Origin of the sequence: Bacillus sp. TL12 (assembly GCF_022625245.1) — a bacterium.
Classification (GTDB): domain Bacteria; phylum Bacillota; class Bacilli; order Bacillales; family Bacillaceae_G; genus Bacillus_A.
This window is the reverse complement of sequence record NZ_JAJJBY010000009.1, coordinates 1-17,582: the sequence shown is the minus strand read 5'-3', so window position 1 is coordinate 17,582 and position 17,582 is coordinate 1. Positions and strand designations below refer to the sequence as shown.

Here is a 17,582-nt window from a genome sequence, read left to right as displayed (position 1 = left end):
TGGAAGAGAGCATCCGGCCATGCATAGAAGCGGTCAGAGCCTTTTTTGTCCCCATGCCGAGTGAGACCAGAAAGAGAAAATGAGAGGAAAGTAGCTTTTTTATATCCATAGAAGCGGTCAGTACCCTTTTTCGCCCCATGCCGAGTGAAACCAGAAGGGAAACATGAGAGGAAAGCAGCTTTTGTATTCATAGCCGTGATTTATATAGTCTCTACAGGTTAATCTCGTAAATAATAGTCTGTAATCACTTTTATTGATTCCTCGTAAAAGTTTCCCGTTTTTTTTTGTAGCATATTTGTTGGAGTTTTGTTTATAATGAATAGTATGGATTTTTTTAAACAGGCCGTTATATATAGGATTATATTTTAAGAAAGGAAGTGCCGCATAAGTGGATTTTAAGACATATTCACCAGAAGAGCTAAAAGAATTATCCATGATTGAAGTTGTACATAGTGTTTTAGAGGATAAAAGACAAGCAACATCATTCAATGATTTAGTTCAAGAAATCGCTCAAGTGCTGGGACTAACTCAAGAGCAAGTTGCTGCGAAAATCGCGCAATTTTATACAGATTTAAATATCGATGGACGTTTCATTAATTTAGGAGAAAATCGTTGGGGGATACGCAGTTGGTACCCATACGAGCAAATTGATGAAGAAATCTTACCTCAGCCAAAGCCTAAGAAAAAGCGTAAAGTTGAAGACGAAGAAGACTTTGATGACTACATTGAAGAAGACGAAGAAGACTTTGACGATGATAGCGACGATGATGATGTAGAAGATTTGGACGAGGTTCTCGATGAAGATGATGATCTCGATGATTTAGATGATGAAGATGAAGAGGAATTCGCTGACGAAGAACTCGAGTATGATGAAACAGAAGAAGAGGAAGAACTGTAGTTCTTGACTTTTCATTATCGTCCATGTAGAATCATTTTTGGGCTCTTTAAAACAGGACGATAATACTTTTAAAGTGTAAATATAAAAGAAAATTGCTCCCTACTTATTACTTTTCGTGATGAGGGGAGCAATTTTCTTTTTTGTTTTTTGTTTAGAAAATAAAAAGAGTCTAACAATAAGATAGATACGGTGTTATCTACATACGTTGCGCTTTGCAACGGTGATTATATAACAACAAAGTAGAAGGGAGTACTTTCATGACTAAGTATATTTTCGTAACAGGCGGTGTAGTATCTTCTTTAGGGAAAGGGATTACAGCAGCATCTCTTGGAAGACTTTTAAAAAATCGTGGTTTAAACGTAACAATTCAAAAGTTTGACCCATACATTAACGTAGACCCAGGGACAATGAGCCCATACCAACACGGTGAGGTATTCGTAACAGATGATGGCGCAGAAACAGACTTAGACCTTGGTCACTATGAGCGTTTCATTGACATTAACTTAAATAAATACAGCAACGTAACAACAGGTAAAATTTACTCTTCAGTTCTTCAAAAAGAGCGTCGTGGTGAATATTTAGGAGGAACAGTTCAGGTTATTCCTCACATTACAAATGAAATTAAAGAACGTGTATATCGTTCAGGCCGCGAAACAAATGCGGACGTTGTTATTACAGAAATCGGGGGAACTGTTGGTGACATTGAGTCTCTACCATTCCTAGAAGCAATTCGCCAAATTAAGAGCGATATTGGTCGTGACAACGTAATGTACATTCACTGTACATTAATCCCATACTTAAAAGCAGCGGGTGAAATGAAAACAAAACCAACGCAACATAGCGTTAAAGAACTTCGTAGCTTAGGTATTCAGCCAAATATTATCGTTGTTCGTACAGAAATGCCTGTTTCTCAAGATATGAAAGATAAGCTTGCATTATTCTGTGACATTGATACAAAAGCAGTTATTGAAGCGCGCGATGCAGATACATTATATGCAGTTCCATTATCTCTTCAAGAGCAAAATATGGACCAAATCGTTTGCGATCACTTAAAACTAGACAATCCAGCTGCAGATATGACAGAGTGGACTGCGTTAGTTGAAAAAGTACGTAATCTTTCTAAGAAAACAAAAATTGCTCTTGTTGGTAAATACGTAGAGCTTCAAGATGCATACATCTCTGTTGTAGAAGCACTTCGTCATGCAGGTTACTCATTCGATACAGATGTAGAAGTGAAATGGGTAAACGCTGAGCACGTAACAGCAGAAAATGTAAAAGAATTAGTGGGCGACACAGACGGTATCCTTGTACCAGGTGGCTTCGGCGATCGCGGTGTAGAAGGGAAAATCGCTGCAATTCAATACGCACGTGAAAATAAAGTTCCATTCTTAGGAATTTGCCTAGGTATGCAGCTTGCATCAATCGAATTTGCACGTAACGTATTAGGATTAGAAGGCGCTAACTCTTCTGAAATTAATCCTGACACGCCTTACGCAATTATCGATCTATTACCAGAACAAAAAGATGTAGAAGACTTAGGTGGTACACTTCGTCTTGGTCTATACCCATGTAAGCTTACTCCAGAAACAAATGCTTACAATGCATATAACGAACCGGTTGTATACGAGCGTCATCGTCATCGTTATGAGTTCAACAATGAATTCCGTAAAGACATGGAAGGCGCTGGATTCATCTTCTCTGGTACAAGCCCAGACGGTCGTTTAGTAGAAATCATTGAATTACAAGATCATCCTTGGTTCGTGGCAGCACAGTTCCACCCAGAACTTGTATCTCGTCCAAATCGTCCGCAACCATTGTTCCATGATTTCGTAAGAGCTTCTATTACGAATAAAGAGAGCAAGTAATAAAAAAAGCGCCTGAAATAGGGCGCTTTTTTTAATATTCGTTTAACATTTCATCAATTGTAAATTTTAATCCGTGATAAGCAAACAGAGCTAAGATTGAACTTGGGAAACCATAACGGTTACCTTCATCATCAGGGATTAATCCTTTTAGCAATTTTATATCAATATGTACATCCGTGAATTGCTCTAGTGAAACTTCGCCATTTTGGATGGCTGAAATACCAACAATGGAGTGTCCTTCTTCTTGCAGCCCTTTCGCCAATGAAATGATATTTTCATCTGTTGAAAAACGACTGATAAGAAGTACGCGGTCTGCGGATGTAACCTCTGCTTGGTTACCATTTTCTATTAAGCGTTTTGCTTGTTTTAGTGGCTCCGCACCGTGCAATGCTTCTGAAACCACGCCTTCCATTTCTTGTGTACCGTGTAAATAGACGATGCCATCACCAACTAACGCTTGGGCAAGTAGACGGGCACTATCTTCTATGTTCATCTCTTCTTTTTGAGAAATTCTTGTAAAATAGCCGCTCAGTTGAGTAGAAAAAATTTTTAACATCGTGATACTCCTTTCTAACGTGTTAGGGCGGCTTTTATTATAGCCTATTTTTTCAGAAAGGCGAAGTAATAGGGTGGCATAACCAAATTGAAGGCGGTAAAATAAGAAAGAAATAGGAAGGAATTTGGTAATCGATAGCGAAAATAAAATCGATATAGATATAAGAAGCGTTTAATCTTGTATTTACTACAGAAAGGTTGGGGATTATGGAAGGGAAAATTTTAATCGTTGATGATCAATACGGCATTCGTGTGTTACTGCATGAAGTGTTCCAAAAAGAAGGTTATCAAACGTTCCAAGCAGCAAATGGATTTCAAGCTTTAGATATTGTGAAAAAGGATAATCCAGATTTAGTTATTTTAGATATGAAAATTCCAGGTATGGATGGTATAGAGATTTTAAAACATGTAAAAGAAATTAATGAAGATATTAAAGTTATTTTAATGACTGCTTATGGGGAGCTTGATATGATTCAAGAAGCAAAGGATTTAGGAGCTTTAATGCATTTTGCGAAGCCGTTTGATATTGATGAAATTCGTCAAGCGGTACGAAATGAAATTACTGTAGAGGCTTAAAAAATGAAATTTTTATAAAAAATATGGAAAAAAGCGTTTACATGGGCTGATGAGCAGGTGAATACAGTTGAGTTTTTGAGTACAAGTTGTTATCCTATTGAGTGTAGAAAAAAGTCCGGTATGTAAATATACATGTTTTACCTTATTCTGGTCATACTACCAGCGATAAGAACTTATCGGATACAAAAAACGTTTTTTAGGAGGATTCACCATGCCTTTAGTTTCCATGAAAGAAATGCTAAACGAAGCACTAGAAGGAAAATACGCAGTTGGTCAATTCAACATGAACAACTTAGAGTGGACTCAAGCTATCTTAGCTGCTGCGGAAGAAGAAAAATCTCCTGTAATCTTAGGTGTATCTGAGGGTGCAGCTCGTCATATGACTGGTTTCAAAACAGTTGTAGCTATGGTTAAAGCTTTAATCGAAGAAATGAACATCACTGTTCCTGTAGCGATTCACCTTGACCATGGTTCAAGTTTCGAAAAATGTAAAGAAGCAATCGATGCAGGTTTCACATCTGTAATGATCGACGCTTCTCACCACCCATTCGAAGAAAACGTAGAAACTACTAAAAAGGTAGTAGAATACGCACACGCTCGTAACGTATCTGTAGAAGCTGAGCTTGGTACAGTTGGCGGACAAGAAGACGATGTAATCGCTGAAGGCGTTATCTACGCTGATCCTGAAGAGTGTAAACACCTTGTTGAAGCAACAGGTATCGATTGCCTAGCTCCAGCTTTAGGTTCTGTACACGGTCCTTACAAAGGTGAGCCTAACTTAGGATTTAAAGAAATGGAACAAGTTCGTGACTTCACTGGTGTACCTTTAGTACTTCACGGTGGTACTGGTATCCCAACTGCTGATATCGTAAAAGCTATTTCTTTAGGTACTTCAAAAATCAACGTAAACACTGAAAACCAAATTGAGTTTACAAAAGCTGTTCGTGAAGTATTAAATAAAGACCAAGAAGTTTACGATCCTCGTAAATTTATCGGGCCTGGCCGCGAAGCTATCAAAGCAACTGTTATTGGTAAAATTCGTGAATTCGGTTCTAACGGTAAAGCGTAAGAATAAAATTCCGTTTTGGAAACCGTCTACTCTTTTAGACGGTTTCCTTTCGTTGTATAATGAAAGCGTGAACATGTCTTAAGATTAATTAAATTTCTGCATTTCTTCGTATTACCTATGTGTGAAGGGGGTTTTCTTCTCCTTTTCAATATAAAAATGGAACATAATGTGCATAGTCCTATTAATAAATGTAATAACGTATCTAGAGCAATCGATAAACAAATCTTGACAAGCAGTTAGTCTTCATCTGCTCACTTAAGGTATAGCTATTTTTAGGTGGGGTCCTACTGCTTGTTAAGTTTAGGCCAGGGAAGAGAGAATACAATATTTTGTTTAATAGTTTGCTGAACGAATGAGATTCTTAAGGAAAGGTTTTCTGTTTTCTTTATGAAAAGGGGAAACTGAAAGTAAATACATTCACAAGAAGGGAGCTCAACATGGAAAAGTTGCTGATTGAAGGTGGACGACCTTTAAACGGATCAATTCGCGTGAGCGGTGCGAAGAATAGTGCTGTTGCTTTAATTCCAGCGACCATTTTAGCTGATACTCCAGTGACCATCGGTGGTGTACCTAATATTTCAGATGTGAAGATGTTAGGAGACCTATTAGAGGAAATTGGAGGGGTTGTAACGTATGGTCAGGAGGAAGAGATGACGGTTGATCCTTCCAAAATGGTTGCTATGCCCTTGCCAAATGGGAAAGTAAAAAAATTACGTGCTTCTTATTACTTGATGGGCGCTATGCTTGGCCGTTTTAAAAAAGCTGTAATTGGGCTTCCTGGTGGATGTCACTTAGGACCAAGACCAATCGATCAGCACATCAAAGGTTTTGAAGCATTAGGTGCACATGTCACAAATGAGCAAGGTGCAATCTATTTAAGAGCAGATGAATTACGAGGAGCTCGTATTTATTTAGATGTTGTTAGTGTAGGAGCAACAATTAATATTATGCTAGCAGCTGTGCGTGCAAAAGGTAGAACAGTGATTGAAAATGCTGCGAAAGAACCAGAAATTATTGATGTAGCGACATTATTAACAAGTATGGGAGCGCGAATTAAAGGTGCGGGTACAGATGTGATTCGTATTGATGGGGTGGACTCCCTGCATGGATGTCACCACTCTATTATTCCAGACCGAATTGAAGCGGGTACGTACATGATTTTAGGTGCAGCGTCTGGTGGGGAAGTAACAGTTGATAATGTAATCCCGCAACATTTAGAGTCAGTCACTGCAAAGTTACGAGAAGCTGGTGTACAAGTGGAGACGAACGATGATCAAATTATAATAAATGGGAATCGTAAGTTAAAGACAGTTGATATAAAGACACTTGTGTATCCAGGTTTCCCGACAGACCTGCAGCAACCTTTTACGACCCTTTTAACAAAGGCATGTGGAACAGGAGTTGTAACAGATACGATTTACGGTGCTCGTTTTAAACATATTGATGAATTGCGCCGGATGAATGCGCAAATTAAAGTAGAAGGTCGTTCTGCGATTGTAACAGGACCTGTTTCATTGCAGGGAGCAAAGGTAAAAGCGAGTGACTTACGAGCAGGTGCTGCACTTGTAATTGCAGGATTAATGGCTGAAGGAATTACAGAAGTAACAGGGCTTGAACATATTGATCGAGGCTATGAAAATATAGTAGACAAGATTAAAGGTCTTGGTGCAAATATTTGGCGAGAACAAATGACGCAGCAAGAGATTGAAGAAATGAAAAATGCATAATATTGTATGTTTTACTAGTTGGTAAAGCGTGCGAATAAAGTGGTGATGCTTCCGTTAATGGGGGACGAAGAATCACCATCACTGACGGAAGTTTCACTTTATAGAAAGAAAACAGTTCACAAAATATGGCATAAATATAAGGCTTAAAGGAGAGGGATTATTGTGGAAAGAAGTTTATCTATGGAGTTAGTACGTGTAACAGAGGCTGCAGCATTATCATCAGCGCGTTGGATGGGACGCGGGAAAAAAGATGAAGCAGACGGTGCAGCAACATCAGCAATGCGCGATGTGTTCGATACAATTCCGATGAAAGGAACAGTTGTAATTGGCGAAGGAGAAATGGATGAAGCGCCAATGCTATACATCGGGGAAAAATTGGGTACAGGTTATGGACCACGTGTCGATGTTGCAGTTGATCCGTTAGAAGGAACAAATATTGTGGCAGCTGGGGGCTGGAATGCACTTGCTGTTATTGCGATTGCGGATCATGGTAATTTGTTACATGCTCCTGACATGTACATGGATAAAATTGCGGTTGGACCAGAAGCGGTTGGTGCAGTTGATATTGACGCACCTATTATCGATAACTTACGTGCTGTTGCAAAGGCAAAAAATAAAGATATTGAAGATGTTGTGGCAACAGTTCTAAACCGTCCACGTCACCAAGCAATTATTGAAGAAATTCGTAAAGCTGGCGCTCGTATTAAATTAATTAATGATGGCGATGTAGCTGGAGCAATTAATACAGCATTTGATCGTACAGGTGTTGATATTTTATTCGGTTCTGGTGGCGCACCGGAAGGCGTTCTTGCAGCAGTTGCATTAAAATGTTTAGGTGGAGAAATTCACGGGAAGCTTCTTCCTCAAAATGAAGCAGAATTAGCGCGTTGCAAGAAGATGGGTATTGAAGATACTAATCGTATTCTTCGTATGGAAGACTTAGTAAAAGGTGACGATGCAATCTTTGCAGCAACAGGTGTAACAGATGGAGAGTTACTACGCGGCGTTCAATTTAAAGGAAGCGTCGGTACAACACAATCCCTTGTTATGCGTGCGAAATCCGGAACAGTTCGTTTCGTTGACGGACGTCACAGCCTAAACAAAAAACCAAATTTGGTTATTAAATAAAAAGTGGAAATGGCTCGATCAGCTCTGACTGGCTAAGGTTCTTTCGTACACAAGGCGCTTTTTGCCTTTTGTGCGGAAGGTTCTTAGACACGAAGAGCTAGCCATTGGAACTGGATTACAATAAAAAGCGGAAGTAGCTCGCTTAGAATGGGAGGGGGATGGAGCTTCTGACGAAGAGACGAAGCCACCGACTATTCTAGCTGCTGATCTAGCCCTATCCAAATGCTATAAATAGAGAAAAACGGAAGCGGTATAAAAGCGGAGACAATTTTTCTTGTCTTCGCTTCTTGTATTTGTGTTACAACGTATTGATTAAAACTAGACAAAAGGGTTACAATAGTGAATATTACCCTACTTGAACTTATTGCCTTTCATTATTATGTATTTGCCTTCCGTATATTTTCCCTTTACCCATTTGAAAAGAGAATAATATTAAAGTGTGGTGTCTGAATGAATTTGTCAATTGCAGCATTAGAAAACATGAAATTAAAAGAGTTATATGAGCTTGCGAAAGAATTTAAGATTTCGTATTACAGCAAATTAACAAAGAAAGAGTTAATTTTTGCTATATTAAAAGCTCGCGCAGAAAAAGAAGGTTTCTTCTTTATGGAAGGTGTACTCGAAATTATTCAATCAGAAGGTTTTGGGTTCCTACGTCCAATTAACTATTCTCCAAGCTCAGAAGATATTTATATTTCAGCTTCGCAAATTCGTCGCTTTGATTTGCGTAATGGAGATAAGGTTTCTGGTAAAGTGCGTCCGCCGAAAGAAAATGAACGCTATTTTGGGTTACTACAGGTTGAAGCAGTAAATGGTGATGACCCAGAATCTGCAAAAGAGCGAGTGCATTTCCCTGCATTAACACCGTTATATCCAGATCGTCAAATGAAATTGGAGACGGAGCCAAAGAAGCTGTCAACACGCATCATGGATTTAATCGCACCAGTTGGATTTGGACAACGTGGTTTAATTGTTGCGCCTCCAAAGGCTGGTAAAACGATACTATTAAAAGAAATCGCTCATAGTGTCACAACGAACCATCCAGAAGCAGAATTAATCGTACTTTTAATCGACGAACGTCCAGAGGAAGTAACGGATATCGAACGTTCTGTTAAAGGTGATGTTGTAAGTTCTACTTTCGATGAAGTGCCAGAAAATCATATTAAAGTAGCTGAACTTGTATTGGAACGTGCGATGCGTCTTGTAGAACATAAGAAAGACGTTATCATTTTAATGGATAGTATTACCCGTTTAGCGCGTGCTTACAACCTTGTTATTCCACCAAGTGGGCGTACATTGTCAGGTGGTATTGATCCGGCTGCATTCCATAGACCAAAACGATTCTTTGGAGCAGCTCGTAATATCGAAGAGGGCGGTAGCTTAACAATTTTAGCGACGGCACTTGTTGATACAGGATCTCGTATGGACGATGTCATTTACGAAGAATTTAAAGGAACAGGAAATATGGAGCTTCATTTAGATCGCTCGTTAGCTGAGCGTCGTATCTTCCCAGCGATTGATATTCGCCGTTCTGGTACGCGTAAAGAAGATTTATTAATTCCAAAAGAACATTTAGACAAGCTATGGGGTATTCGCAAAACAATGCGTGATACACCAGACTTTGTTGAAAGTTTCTTACGTAAACTTCGTCAAACGAAAACAAATGAAGAATTTTTACAAAACATTGTTGCAGATTCCAAAAGATATGTAACAACGAAGTAAAGGGAAACGGTGAGACTCGCTTATTTTTATGCTAAGCGAGTTTTTTCATGTCTTTTTGTGAGAGAATCTTAGCCGGTCAGAGCTGAGCGAGCCGTCTCCACTTTTAAAGATATCCAGTTCCAGCGGCAAGAATGGTCGGTGGCTTCGAGTCTTCCTGCGAGGCAAAAAGCGCCTCTACGTCAGAAGCTCCATCCCCCTCTCATTCTGAGCGAGCCGCTTCCACTTTTATTTTAACAATGCTAAAAACAGGTAGTTGCAAAATGAAGTTAGCCTTGTTATAATTTCATCATATGTGTTTCATCAATATAGTTGTGATTGCAGCTAAAGATGAAAAACTCTGTTTCGAAAATGATTCAGGGCGGAAGGAGATGAAAAGAATGAAAGCAGGAATTCATCCGGATTACAAGAAAGTTGTATTCATGGACACAAACACAGGCTTCAAATTCTTAAGCGGATCTACTAAAGGATCTAGCGAAACGGTTGAGTGGGAAGATGGAAACACTTATCCATTACTAAAAGTTGAGATCAGTTCTGATTCTCACCCATTCTACACTGGACGTCAGAAGTTTGCTACTGCAGACGGACGTGTTGACCGCTTCAACAAGAAATACGGTCTTAAGTAATAAAAACATAAAACAGGCAAGTGTATCTATTCGCTTGTCTGTTTTTTTTGCGAAAATATTAAACCTTTACCTACTTTGGATAAAAAAAGTAGATGAAAGGAGAGCTCAATGTACTTAATAAATCAAAACGGTTGGATTGAAGTGATTTGCGGGAGTATGTTTTCTGGAAAATCAGAAGAGCTCATCCGCCGCATACGCCGTACACAATTTGCAAAGCAAAATGCAATCGTATTTAAACCATGTATTGATAACCGTTATAGTGAAGAAGATGTTGTATCACATAATGGATTAAAGGTAAAAGCAGTTCCTGTTTCAGCTTCAAAAGATATATTTGATCATATAACAGAGGAAATGGACGTTATTGCAATTGATGAGGTGCAATTCTTTGATGGGGACATTGTGGAAGTGGTGCAAGTATTGGCAAATCGTGGCTATCGTGTCATTGTAGCCGGTTTAGACCAAGATTTCCGTGGTCTACCATTTGGACAAGTTCCTCAGCTGATGGCGATTGCCGAGCATGTAACGAAGCTGCAAGCAGTTTGCTCTGTATGCGGATCTCCAGCAAGTCGTACACAGCGTTTAATTAATGATGAGCCAGCTTCTTTTGATGATCCAATTATTTTAGTTGGAGCTTCAGAGTCATATGAACCGCGCTGTCGTCATTGTCATGCTGTACCTACAAAACAAAGATAAGTAAAACTCGCTACATAGAGCGGGTTTTTTTCGAAAATAGATGAAGGTGAGCCGCTTGCGCTTTTAAGTATATCTAGCTCCGGCGGCAAGAATGGTTGGTGGCTTCGCTTCTTCCTGCGAGGCAAAAGGCGCTTCTACGTCAGAAGCTCCATCCCCCCCATTCTGAGCGAGCCGCCTGCGCTTTTAAATGATATCTAGTTCCGGTGGCAAGCTCTTCGCATTTAAGAACCTTCCCCACGAGAAGGTAAAAAACACCTTCTGTGGGAAAGAACCTTAGCCACCGGACCTAAGCAGTCGGCTCCGCTTTTAAATATAATTTGCGTTTTTTTGATTAAGTACCATATACTATTTGTATTAGATACTAGGATGTTGAGGTGAATGATGTGTTAGATCGTTTGCAAGCTGTAGAAGATCGTTATGAGAAGTTAAACGAGTTGTTAAGTGATCCAGAGATTATTAGTGATTCGAATAAGCTTCGTGAATATTCAAAAGAACAATCTGATATTCAAGAAACGGTAGAGGTGTACCGTGAGTATAAAGATGTTCGTGAGCAATTACGAGATGCAAAGGCAATGTTAGAAGATAAGTTAGATGCTGACATGCGTGAGATGGTAAAGGAAGAAGTTTCTGAACTAGAAGGACAAGAGAAGGAATTATCAGAGCGTTTGAAAATTTTACTTGTTCCAAAAGACCCGAACGATGATAAAAACGTTATCGTGGAGGTACGTGGTGCTGCTGGTGGCGATGAAGCAGCTTTATTTGCTGGTGATTTATACCGTATGTATAGCCGTTATGCTGAGGTACAAGGTTGGAAAACTGAAATTATCGAAGCAAGCTATACAGAATTAGGTGGATATAAAGAAATCATCTTTATGATTAACGGTAAAGGCGCTTTCGCAAAATTGAAATTTGAAAATGGTGCACACCGTGTGCAACGTGTTCCAGAAACAGAATCTGGAGGACGTATCCATACTTCTACAGCAACTGTAGCTGTATTACCGGAAGCAGAAGAAGTAGAAATCGAGATTCATGAAAAAGATGTTCGTGTTGATACATTTGCTTCTAGTGGTCCTGGTGGACAAAGTGTTAATACAACGATGTCAGCGGTACGTTTAACGCATTTACCGACTGGTGTAGTTGTTTCATGTCAGGATGAAAAGTCGCAAATTAAGAACAAAGAAAAAGCAATGAAAGTATTACGTGCGCGTGTTTATGATAAGTTCCAACAAGAAGCTCAGGCTGAGTACGATCAAAATCGTAAGCAAGCTGTTGGTACGGGAGACCGTTCAGAGCGTATCCGTACGTATAACTTCCCGCAAAACCGTGTTACAGACCATCGAATCGGTTTAACGATTCAAAAGCTAGATCAAATCTTACAAGGTAAGTTAGATGATTTCATCAACGCCTTAGTGATGGAAGATCAAGCCCAAAAGATGGAGGCAGCTGAGTAATGCGTGTCTATGAAGCCCTGAAATGGGCTTCTTCTTTTTTACAGGAAAATGGACGAGATGAAAATGCGGGAGAAATCGTCCTTTGTCATGTATTAAAGACGAACCGAACAGGTTTAATGATGAATATGCGTGAAGAAATATCTGAGGAACAAGAGAAGAATTTTACGGAATTTATCCACAAACACGTTGATGGAATTCCTGTTCAATATATGATGGGATATGAAATGTTTTATGGTCGTTCTTTTTTTGTAAATGAAGAAGTGTTAATACCAAGGCCAGAAACAGAAGAGCTTATCGTAGGTGTGTTAGATAGAATTCAGCGTATGTTTGGGAAGCAGGAACTTTATGTAGCTGATATTGGCACAGGAAGTGGGGCTATTTCAATTACACTTGCTTTAGAAAATCAAAATCTTCATGTGTATACAGTAGATATTGCACAAGAATCGATTGAAGTTGCGAAAGAAAATGCGAATGCACTAGGTGCGAATGTAACGTTTTATCATGGCGATTTATTGTCACCATTTTATGAAACGGGACAAAAGTTAGACGTTGTTGTTTCCAATCCGCCGTATATCCCAGAGGAAGACTGGAGAGGGCTTTCTCCAGTTGTAAAAGAGCATGAACCAAAGCGTGCCCTTGTTGGCGGAGAAGATGGCCTTGATTTTTATCGCCGTTTTATGGAAGAATTGCCAAATGTCTTGCAAAGAAAAGCGATTGTTGCTTTTGAAGTAGGTATAGGGCAAGGGGAAGATGTGAAAGGATTATTGCAGCAAACATTTCCACATGCGCATGTAGAAGTTGTTTTTGATATTAACGGAAAAGATCGTATGGTCTTTGCAGAAATGGAGTAAGGTAGAACCTTACTCCTTTTTTGAGGTTATTGAGAAAGAGGATATTGCAAAACTACAAGAAGAAATATGGTGAAATGCTGAGATTTGCGTAGTGGGGAATTAGTGAATGAAATTTTATCGGCGCAAATTCGAATATATCGACCATTTCTCACAATATATCGGCGCAAATTCAAATATATCAGCGATTCGACAAAGGATATCGACCAACCGACAAATAACGAAAAAAACAAGAGCATGCTCGTTCCTGTTTTTACATGGAATGGGGTAGAAAAAGAATCTGACCGCATCTACGCATGGCTAGCTGCTCTCTCCCACACGAAAAGAAAGGCTTTAAATATTTTTTTCTATAGATTTAGAATTTAATAGTTTAGAAAGAGACAAGTATGTCTACACTGTTTACCAGAAGGGACGGTGCAAAGACATGAAAAAACAAGCGATTGCCTATTTTCTTTTATTATTAATTGGTGCACAGCTACTTGTGCAGTTTGGATATATGAAAGCTGATGCGAAGGGGCCTACAGTTATTCCGAAAGAAGCTGTTCGATTACGTATTTTAGCAAATAGTGATTCAGATAAAGATCAAGCGTTAAAGCGTAAAGTTCGTGATGAAGTAAAGGCGCAAATTGATGGCTGGGTAGCAGATTTGAAATCGTTTGAAGATGCACGTCGTGTCATTCAAAGCCACATCCCGGAAATCGAAAAAACGGTTGCGAAAACATTAAAACAAGAAGGAAGTAAAGAATCGTTTCAAGTTACATTTGGAAAAAACATTAAATTTCCTACAAAGGTCTATGGGAATTTTATTTATCCCGCAGGGGAATATGAAGCAGTACTTATTTCAATTGGTAAAGGTGAAGGTGCAAATTGGTGGTGCGTGCTATTCCCGCCAATGTGTTTCCTAGATTTCTCTAGCGGATCAGCTGTCAAAAAGGAAGAGCATGTTGTAAAAGCGGAATCGATTGATGAGGAAGAACAGCTAGTAGAAGAAACAGAGGAAGAAAAAGAAGAGGTATCGAAGAAACAAGATAAAGAAGTTGTAGAGAAACAAAAATCAGAACAAGAGTCATCGAAAAAAGAAGTCGCTTCAAAAGTAGAGACTACTGTGAAAAAAACGAACGAAAAAGTTGTACAAGAAAAAAGCGTAAAACAAGAGGAAAAACAACTTGTGGATAAAACAGAACAACCAGTGGAAAAGAAGCAAAAGATTGAAACAGTAGAAGTAGAAGAAGAAGAGCAGGAGGAACCAGAAGTTAAATTGTTTATTGTAGAAGCCTTCTCTTCGTTATTTTCTAAATAAGTACTAATTTTTAATCCCTTCTCATATATAGAAACGAGGAGGGATTTGCTGTGAAAAAGACTTATTTTGCTACAAAAGGTGATGTTGAGAGGTTGCATTCTTTTTTCGGACAAGCTAATAAGAAAGATGATAAAATAAATGAGTTATATGAACAATTTATGATTTTGGAAGATAACGGAGAAATCCAAGCTGTGATTGGTTATGAACAAAAAGGAGAGAATGCACTCATTCGTTCTTGTTTGTTCACACCCGCTGTGGATAACGGGACTTTCTTATATTTTTTTGAAATGTTTTTGCAGTATATGAAAGAGAAGAGTATCTGGCAAGTATATTTACTCACAAATCATCCACAATCTGTGACGATATTTCAGTTTTTTCACTTTACAGCTGTGGAAAAAGATCAAGTTCCAGATGATATTCAGCAACTAGAACATTTTTGTGAAAATATAAAACAGCAGAACGTAATAATACTAAATTGTCAGCTATTAACAAAGTTATCCACGGATTAATTAGGTTTATCCACATTTTGTGGATAAACCTTGTTTGTCTTTTGGATAAATGTCATAGTAAACTAACAATAGACAAGTATTTCATGGAAGAAAAGGACGTGTAAAAAAATGCATACAAATATGTGGGTTGTGGATAATGTTGTGGAAATAAAAAAAGATTATCCACAATTACAAGAAGCAGCAAGATTATTAAGAGAAAATGAAGCGATTGCCTTTCCAACTGAAACGGTGTATGGGCTAGGCGCAAATGCGATGAATGATGAAGCGATTGCGAAAATTTTTGAAGCAAAAGGTAGACCGAGTGATAATCCACTTATTGTCCACATTGGTGCAAAATCGCAATTAGGGGAAATTGTTAGAGAGATTACGCCAGTTGCAGAAGTATTAATGAAGCATTTTTGGCCGGGACCATTAACGATTATTTTGCCTAAAAAAGACGGGATTTCAGAGAAGGTTACAGCAGGATTAGATACGGTTGGAGTGAGAATGCCTGATCATCCAGTAGCGCTTGCCCTTATTGAAGCAGCGAATGTGCCAGTTGCAGCACCAAGTGCCAATCGTTCTGGACGTCCAAGTCCGACACTTGCGCATCACGTATATGAGGATTTAAATGGGAAAATTGCTGGTATTGTTGATGGCGGTGCAACTGGTGTTGGTGTTGAATCAACCGTAGTAGATTGCACAAGTGAAGTGCCAACGATTTTACGTCCAGGCGGTATTACAAAGGAACAATTAGAAGAAGTAATCGGAACCGTTTCTTTAGATCCTGCACTAAAAGATGAAAAAGAGAAACCGAAGGCGCCAGGAATGAAATATACGCATTATGCACCGAAAGCACCACTTAGTATCGTTGAAGGATCTCGTGAGTTCATTCAACAACTTGTGGATAAAAAGAAAGAAGAAGGATATACGGTGGGTGTATTAACAACAGAAGAGTATCAACATGTGTATAAAGCGGATGTTGTGCTATCTTGTGGTGTGCGAAGTGATTTAGCAAGTGTTGCGACGAAATTATATGATGTGTTGCGTACGTTTGATGCAAGTAAAGTAGATGTAATTTTTAGTGAGTCATTTCCGAATGAAGGAATTGGAAATGCGATTATGAACCGTTTAACGAAAGCGGCAGGGCATCATATTATTATTGAGGAGTAGGCGAGAGAAAAGCGACTTTTTAGTTGGAAGAGGGGATCCGCTCATGGATAGAAGCGGTCAGTGCCTTTTTTGGCTCCCTGTCGAGTGAAACCAGAAGGAGCGAATGAGTGTGGGCTATCTTTTATTTTCATAGCCCGTAATGTGAGTGCCGGATAATTAAAATGGATGTATGCGGTAAAAGCTTTGCTGGAAGTTTTCGTTTATGTAAATACAAATAGAAAAATGAGATCCCACCCAATTTTTAACGTGGAAGAGAGGATCTAGCCATGCGTAGAAGTTTTTCTACCCCCTCCCAAGTTAAGAACAGAATGAGGAAATGAGCGCGGGGTTACTTTTTGTTTTCATAGCCTGTAATTTGAAGGAGAATTTTCACTTTATCCCGCTATTTTAGGACAGTAACACTCCCACCTCAAAGTTCAGCGAAAGCAAAGAAGTTAGGCGAGAGATGAACGGCCTGTAAAAGACCAATTGGTGAGGGCTGATGAAAGTTTCACTTTATATAGACAACTTGCATAGATTCTATTTTTCCTCGGATGAGCATATTGTGAAGTAGCACGTCCGAGGAGGGACAAAATGACGGTTGAACAGCTAGTACCTTTAATTATAATGGCAGTTGCCTTAGGAATGGATGCATTTTCTGTAAGCCTCGGCATGGGGATGGTAACGTTAAGAATGCGACAAATCATTTATATCGGTATGACAATAGGGCTGTTTCATATTGTTATGCCGTTTCTTGGTATGATACTAGGTCGTTTTTTATCAGAGAAGTTTGGTCATATTGCGACTGTTGCTGGGGCTATTTTGTTAATTGGATTAGGTTTTTATATTGTGTATTCTGCAATTTTAGAAGGGGAAGAGACAAGATCTGCTCCTGTAGGAATAAGTTTATTGGTATTTGCATTTGGTGTGAGTATTGATAGTTTTTCAGTTGGGCTCAGCCTAGGGATTTACGGAGCGCAAATGATTGTAACAATCTTGTTATTTGGGTTGGTTAGTATGGTACTAGCATGGGGTGGTTTACTAATTGGAAGACATGCAAAGCGTTTGCTTGGTATGTATGGTGAGGTGCTTGGTGGTGTCATTCTTGTTGGTTTTGGACTTACCCTTCTTTTTCCAATGTAATCTTGTTACCAATAACCAATGATAGCGAGAGAGGTCGATGGTCATTTTAGACTCCTTTATCTTCTTCTATGAATCCCCTACTTATAATGGGGCGGGATTTTTTATAAGACAAAAAAGACCGGCTTGCGTGATGATGCGTAAGTGGTGTTAGCCCTGTCAAGTAGACAGCTATAAAAAAGACTAAGCAGCCATCAAGATTCGATATTCTATCGGAGCTCGGTGGTTGAGTCGTTTTTGGAATCGTTTATAGTTATAAAAATAGATATACTCTTCAATTGCTTGTATTAAAGCAGCTTCTGTTTTAAAATGATTCAAATACAACATTTCCGATTTAAAATGGGAGA

Annotated in this window: 17 protein-coding genes; 15 read left to right on the top strand and 2 right to left on the bottom strand. The window is 39.0% G+C overall.

Translation table 11 applies throughout. The annotated features are described in order from the left end of the window. Positions 1 to 388: 388 nt before the first annotated feature. Both rpoE and pyrG read left to right on the top strand, forming a co-directional pair. On the top strand, positions 389 to 898 hold the full coding sequence (gene rpoE / locus LOK41_RS10635) for a DNA-directed RNA polymerase subunit delta (RefSeq protein ID WP_241816431.1): 510 nt from the start codon (positions 389 to 391) through the stop codon (positions 896 to 898). Between the two features lie 257 nt (positions 899 to 1,155). After that, positions 1,156 to 2,763: a CTP synthase gene (gene pyrG / locus LOK41_RS10630; protein WP_174100490.1), complete on the top strand. Its 1,608-nt coding sequence runs from the start codon at positions 1,156 to 1,158 to the stop codon at positions 2,761 to 2,763. 31 nt (positions 2,764 to 2,794) lie between these two features. Here the strand turns inward: pyrG and LOK41_RS10625 are convergent, their stop codons facing one another. After that, positions 2,795 to 3,319, bottom strand: a complete 525-nt coding sequence (locus LOK41_RS10625; RefSeq protein ID WP_241816430.1) for a DUF2529 domain-containing protein — start codon at positions 3,317 to 3,319, stop codon at positions 2,795 to 2,797. Between the two features lie 206 nt (positions 3,320 to 3,525). Between LOK41_RS10625 and spo0F the strand changes: the two genes are divergently transcribed. From spo0F to LOK41_RS10560, 13 genes are all read left to right on the top strand, one after another. Further along, positions 3,526 to 3,894, top strand: a complete 369-nt coding sequence (spo0F, locus tag LOK41_RS10620; RefSeq protein ID WP_016112701.1) for a sporulation initiation phosphotransferase Spo0F — start codon at positions 3,526 to 3,528, stop codon at positions 3,892 to 3,894. A 211-nt stretch (positions 3,895 to 4,105) separates the two neighbouring features. Continuing rightward, positions 4,106 to 4,963, top strand: coding sequence for a class II fructose-bisphosphate aldolase (locus tag LOK41_RS10615; protein WP_174100487.1), 858 nt, complete (start codon positions 4,106 to 4,108; stop codon positions 4,961 to 4,963). 437 nt (positions 4,964 to 5,400) lie between these two features. Beyond that, a complete protein-coding gene (murA, locus tag LOK41_RS10610) occupies positions 5,401 to 6,690 on the top strand; it encodes a UDP-N-acetylglucosamine 1-carboxyvinyltransferase (protein ID WP_241816429.1) in 1,290 nt (429 codons plus the stop codon). Between the two features lie 162 nt (positions 6,691 to 6,852). After that, a complete protein-coding gene (glpX, locus tag LOK41_RS10605; RefSeq protein ID WP_000442337.1) occupies positions 6,853 to 7,818 on the top strand; it encodes a class II fructose-bisphosphatase in 966 nt (321 codons plus the stop codon). Positions 7,819 to 8,268: 450 nt separating this feature from the next. Next, a complete protein-coding gene (rho, locus tag LOK41_RS10600) occupies positions 8,269 to 9,540 on the top strand; it encodes a transcription termination factor Rho (RefSeq protein ID WP_001053901.1) in 1,272 nt (423 codons plus the stop codon). 377 nt (positions 9,541 to 9,917) lie between these two features. Then, a complete protein-coding gene (locus LOK41_RS10595; protein ID WP_000643436.1) occupies positions 9,918 to 10,163 on the top strand; it encodes a type B 50S ribosomal protein L31 in 246 nt (81 codons plus the stop codon). Positions 10,164 to 10,271: 108 nt separating this feature from the next. Further along, complete coding sequence (locus LOK41_RS10590) at positions 10,272 to 10,856, top strand: thymidine kinase (RefSeq protein ID WP_241816428.1); 585 nt, start codon at positions 10,272 to 10,274, stop codon at positions 10,854 to 10,856. A gap of 383 nt (positions 10,857 to 11,239) precedes the next feature. Next, positions 11,240 to 12,307 carry a peptide chain release factor 1 gene (prfA, locus tag LOK41_RS10585; RefSeq protein ID WP_241816551.1) on the top strand — a complete coding sequence of 356 codons (1,068 nt, stop codon included), beginning with the start codon at positions 11,240 to 11,242 and terminating at the stop codon, positions 12,305 to 12,307. Further along, entirely contained in the window at positions 12,307 to 13,158 is an 852-nt protein-coding gene (prmC, locus tag LOK41_RS10580; RefSeq protein ID WP_241816427.1) for a peptide chain release factor N(5)-glutamine methyltransferase, read from the top strand. The genes prfA and prmC overlap by 1 nt, the downstream gene beginning before the upstream one ends. A 421-nt stretch (positions 13,159 to 13,579) precedes the next feature. Next, the gene (spoIIR, locus tag LOK41_RS10575; protein WP_241816426.1) at positions 13,580 to 14,455 is read left to right on the top strand and encodes a stage II sporulation protein R; all 876 of its coding nucleotides are present in this window, start codon (positions 13,580 to 13,582) and stop codon (positions 14,453 to 14,455) included. Positions 14,456 to 14,505: 50 nt separating this feature from the next. After that, a complete protein-coding gene (locus LOK41_RS10570; RefSeq protein ID WP_241816425.1) occupies positions 14,506 to 14,964 on the top strand; it encodes a mechanosensitive ion channel protein in 459 nt (152 codons plus the stop codon). 108 nt (positions 14,965 to 15,072) lie between these two features. Beyond that, on the top strand, positions 15,073 to 16,116 hold the full coding sequence (locus LOK41_RS10565) for an L-threonylcarbamoyladenylate synthase (RefSeq protein ID WP_241816424.1): 1,044 nt from the start codon (positions 15,073 to 15,075) through the stop codon (positions 16,114 to 16,116). A 573-nt stretch (positions 16,117 to 16,689) separates the two neighbouring features. Then, the gene (locus LOK41_RS10560) at positions 16,690 to 17,238 is read left to right on the top strand and encodes a manganese efflux pump MntP (RefSeq protein WP_241816423.1); all 549 of its coding nucleotides are present in this window, start codon (positions 16,690 to 16,692) and stop codon (positions 17,236 to 17,238) included. A gap of 180 nt (positions 17,239 to 17,418) precedes the next feature. Here LOK41_RS10560 and LOK41_RS29285 read toward each other — a convergent pair. Next, the coding region (locus tag LOK41_RS29285; protein WP_481748803.1) for an IS3 family transposase at positions 17,419 to 17,582 on the bottom strand (164 nt) is incomplete at its 5' end.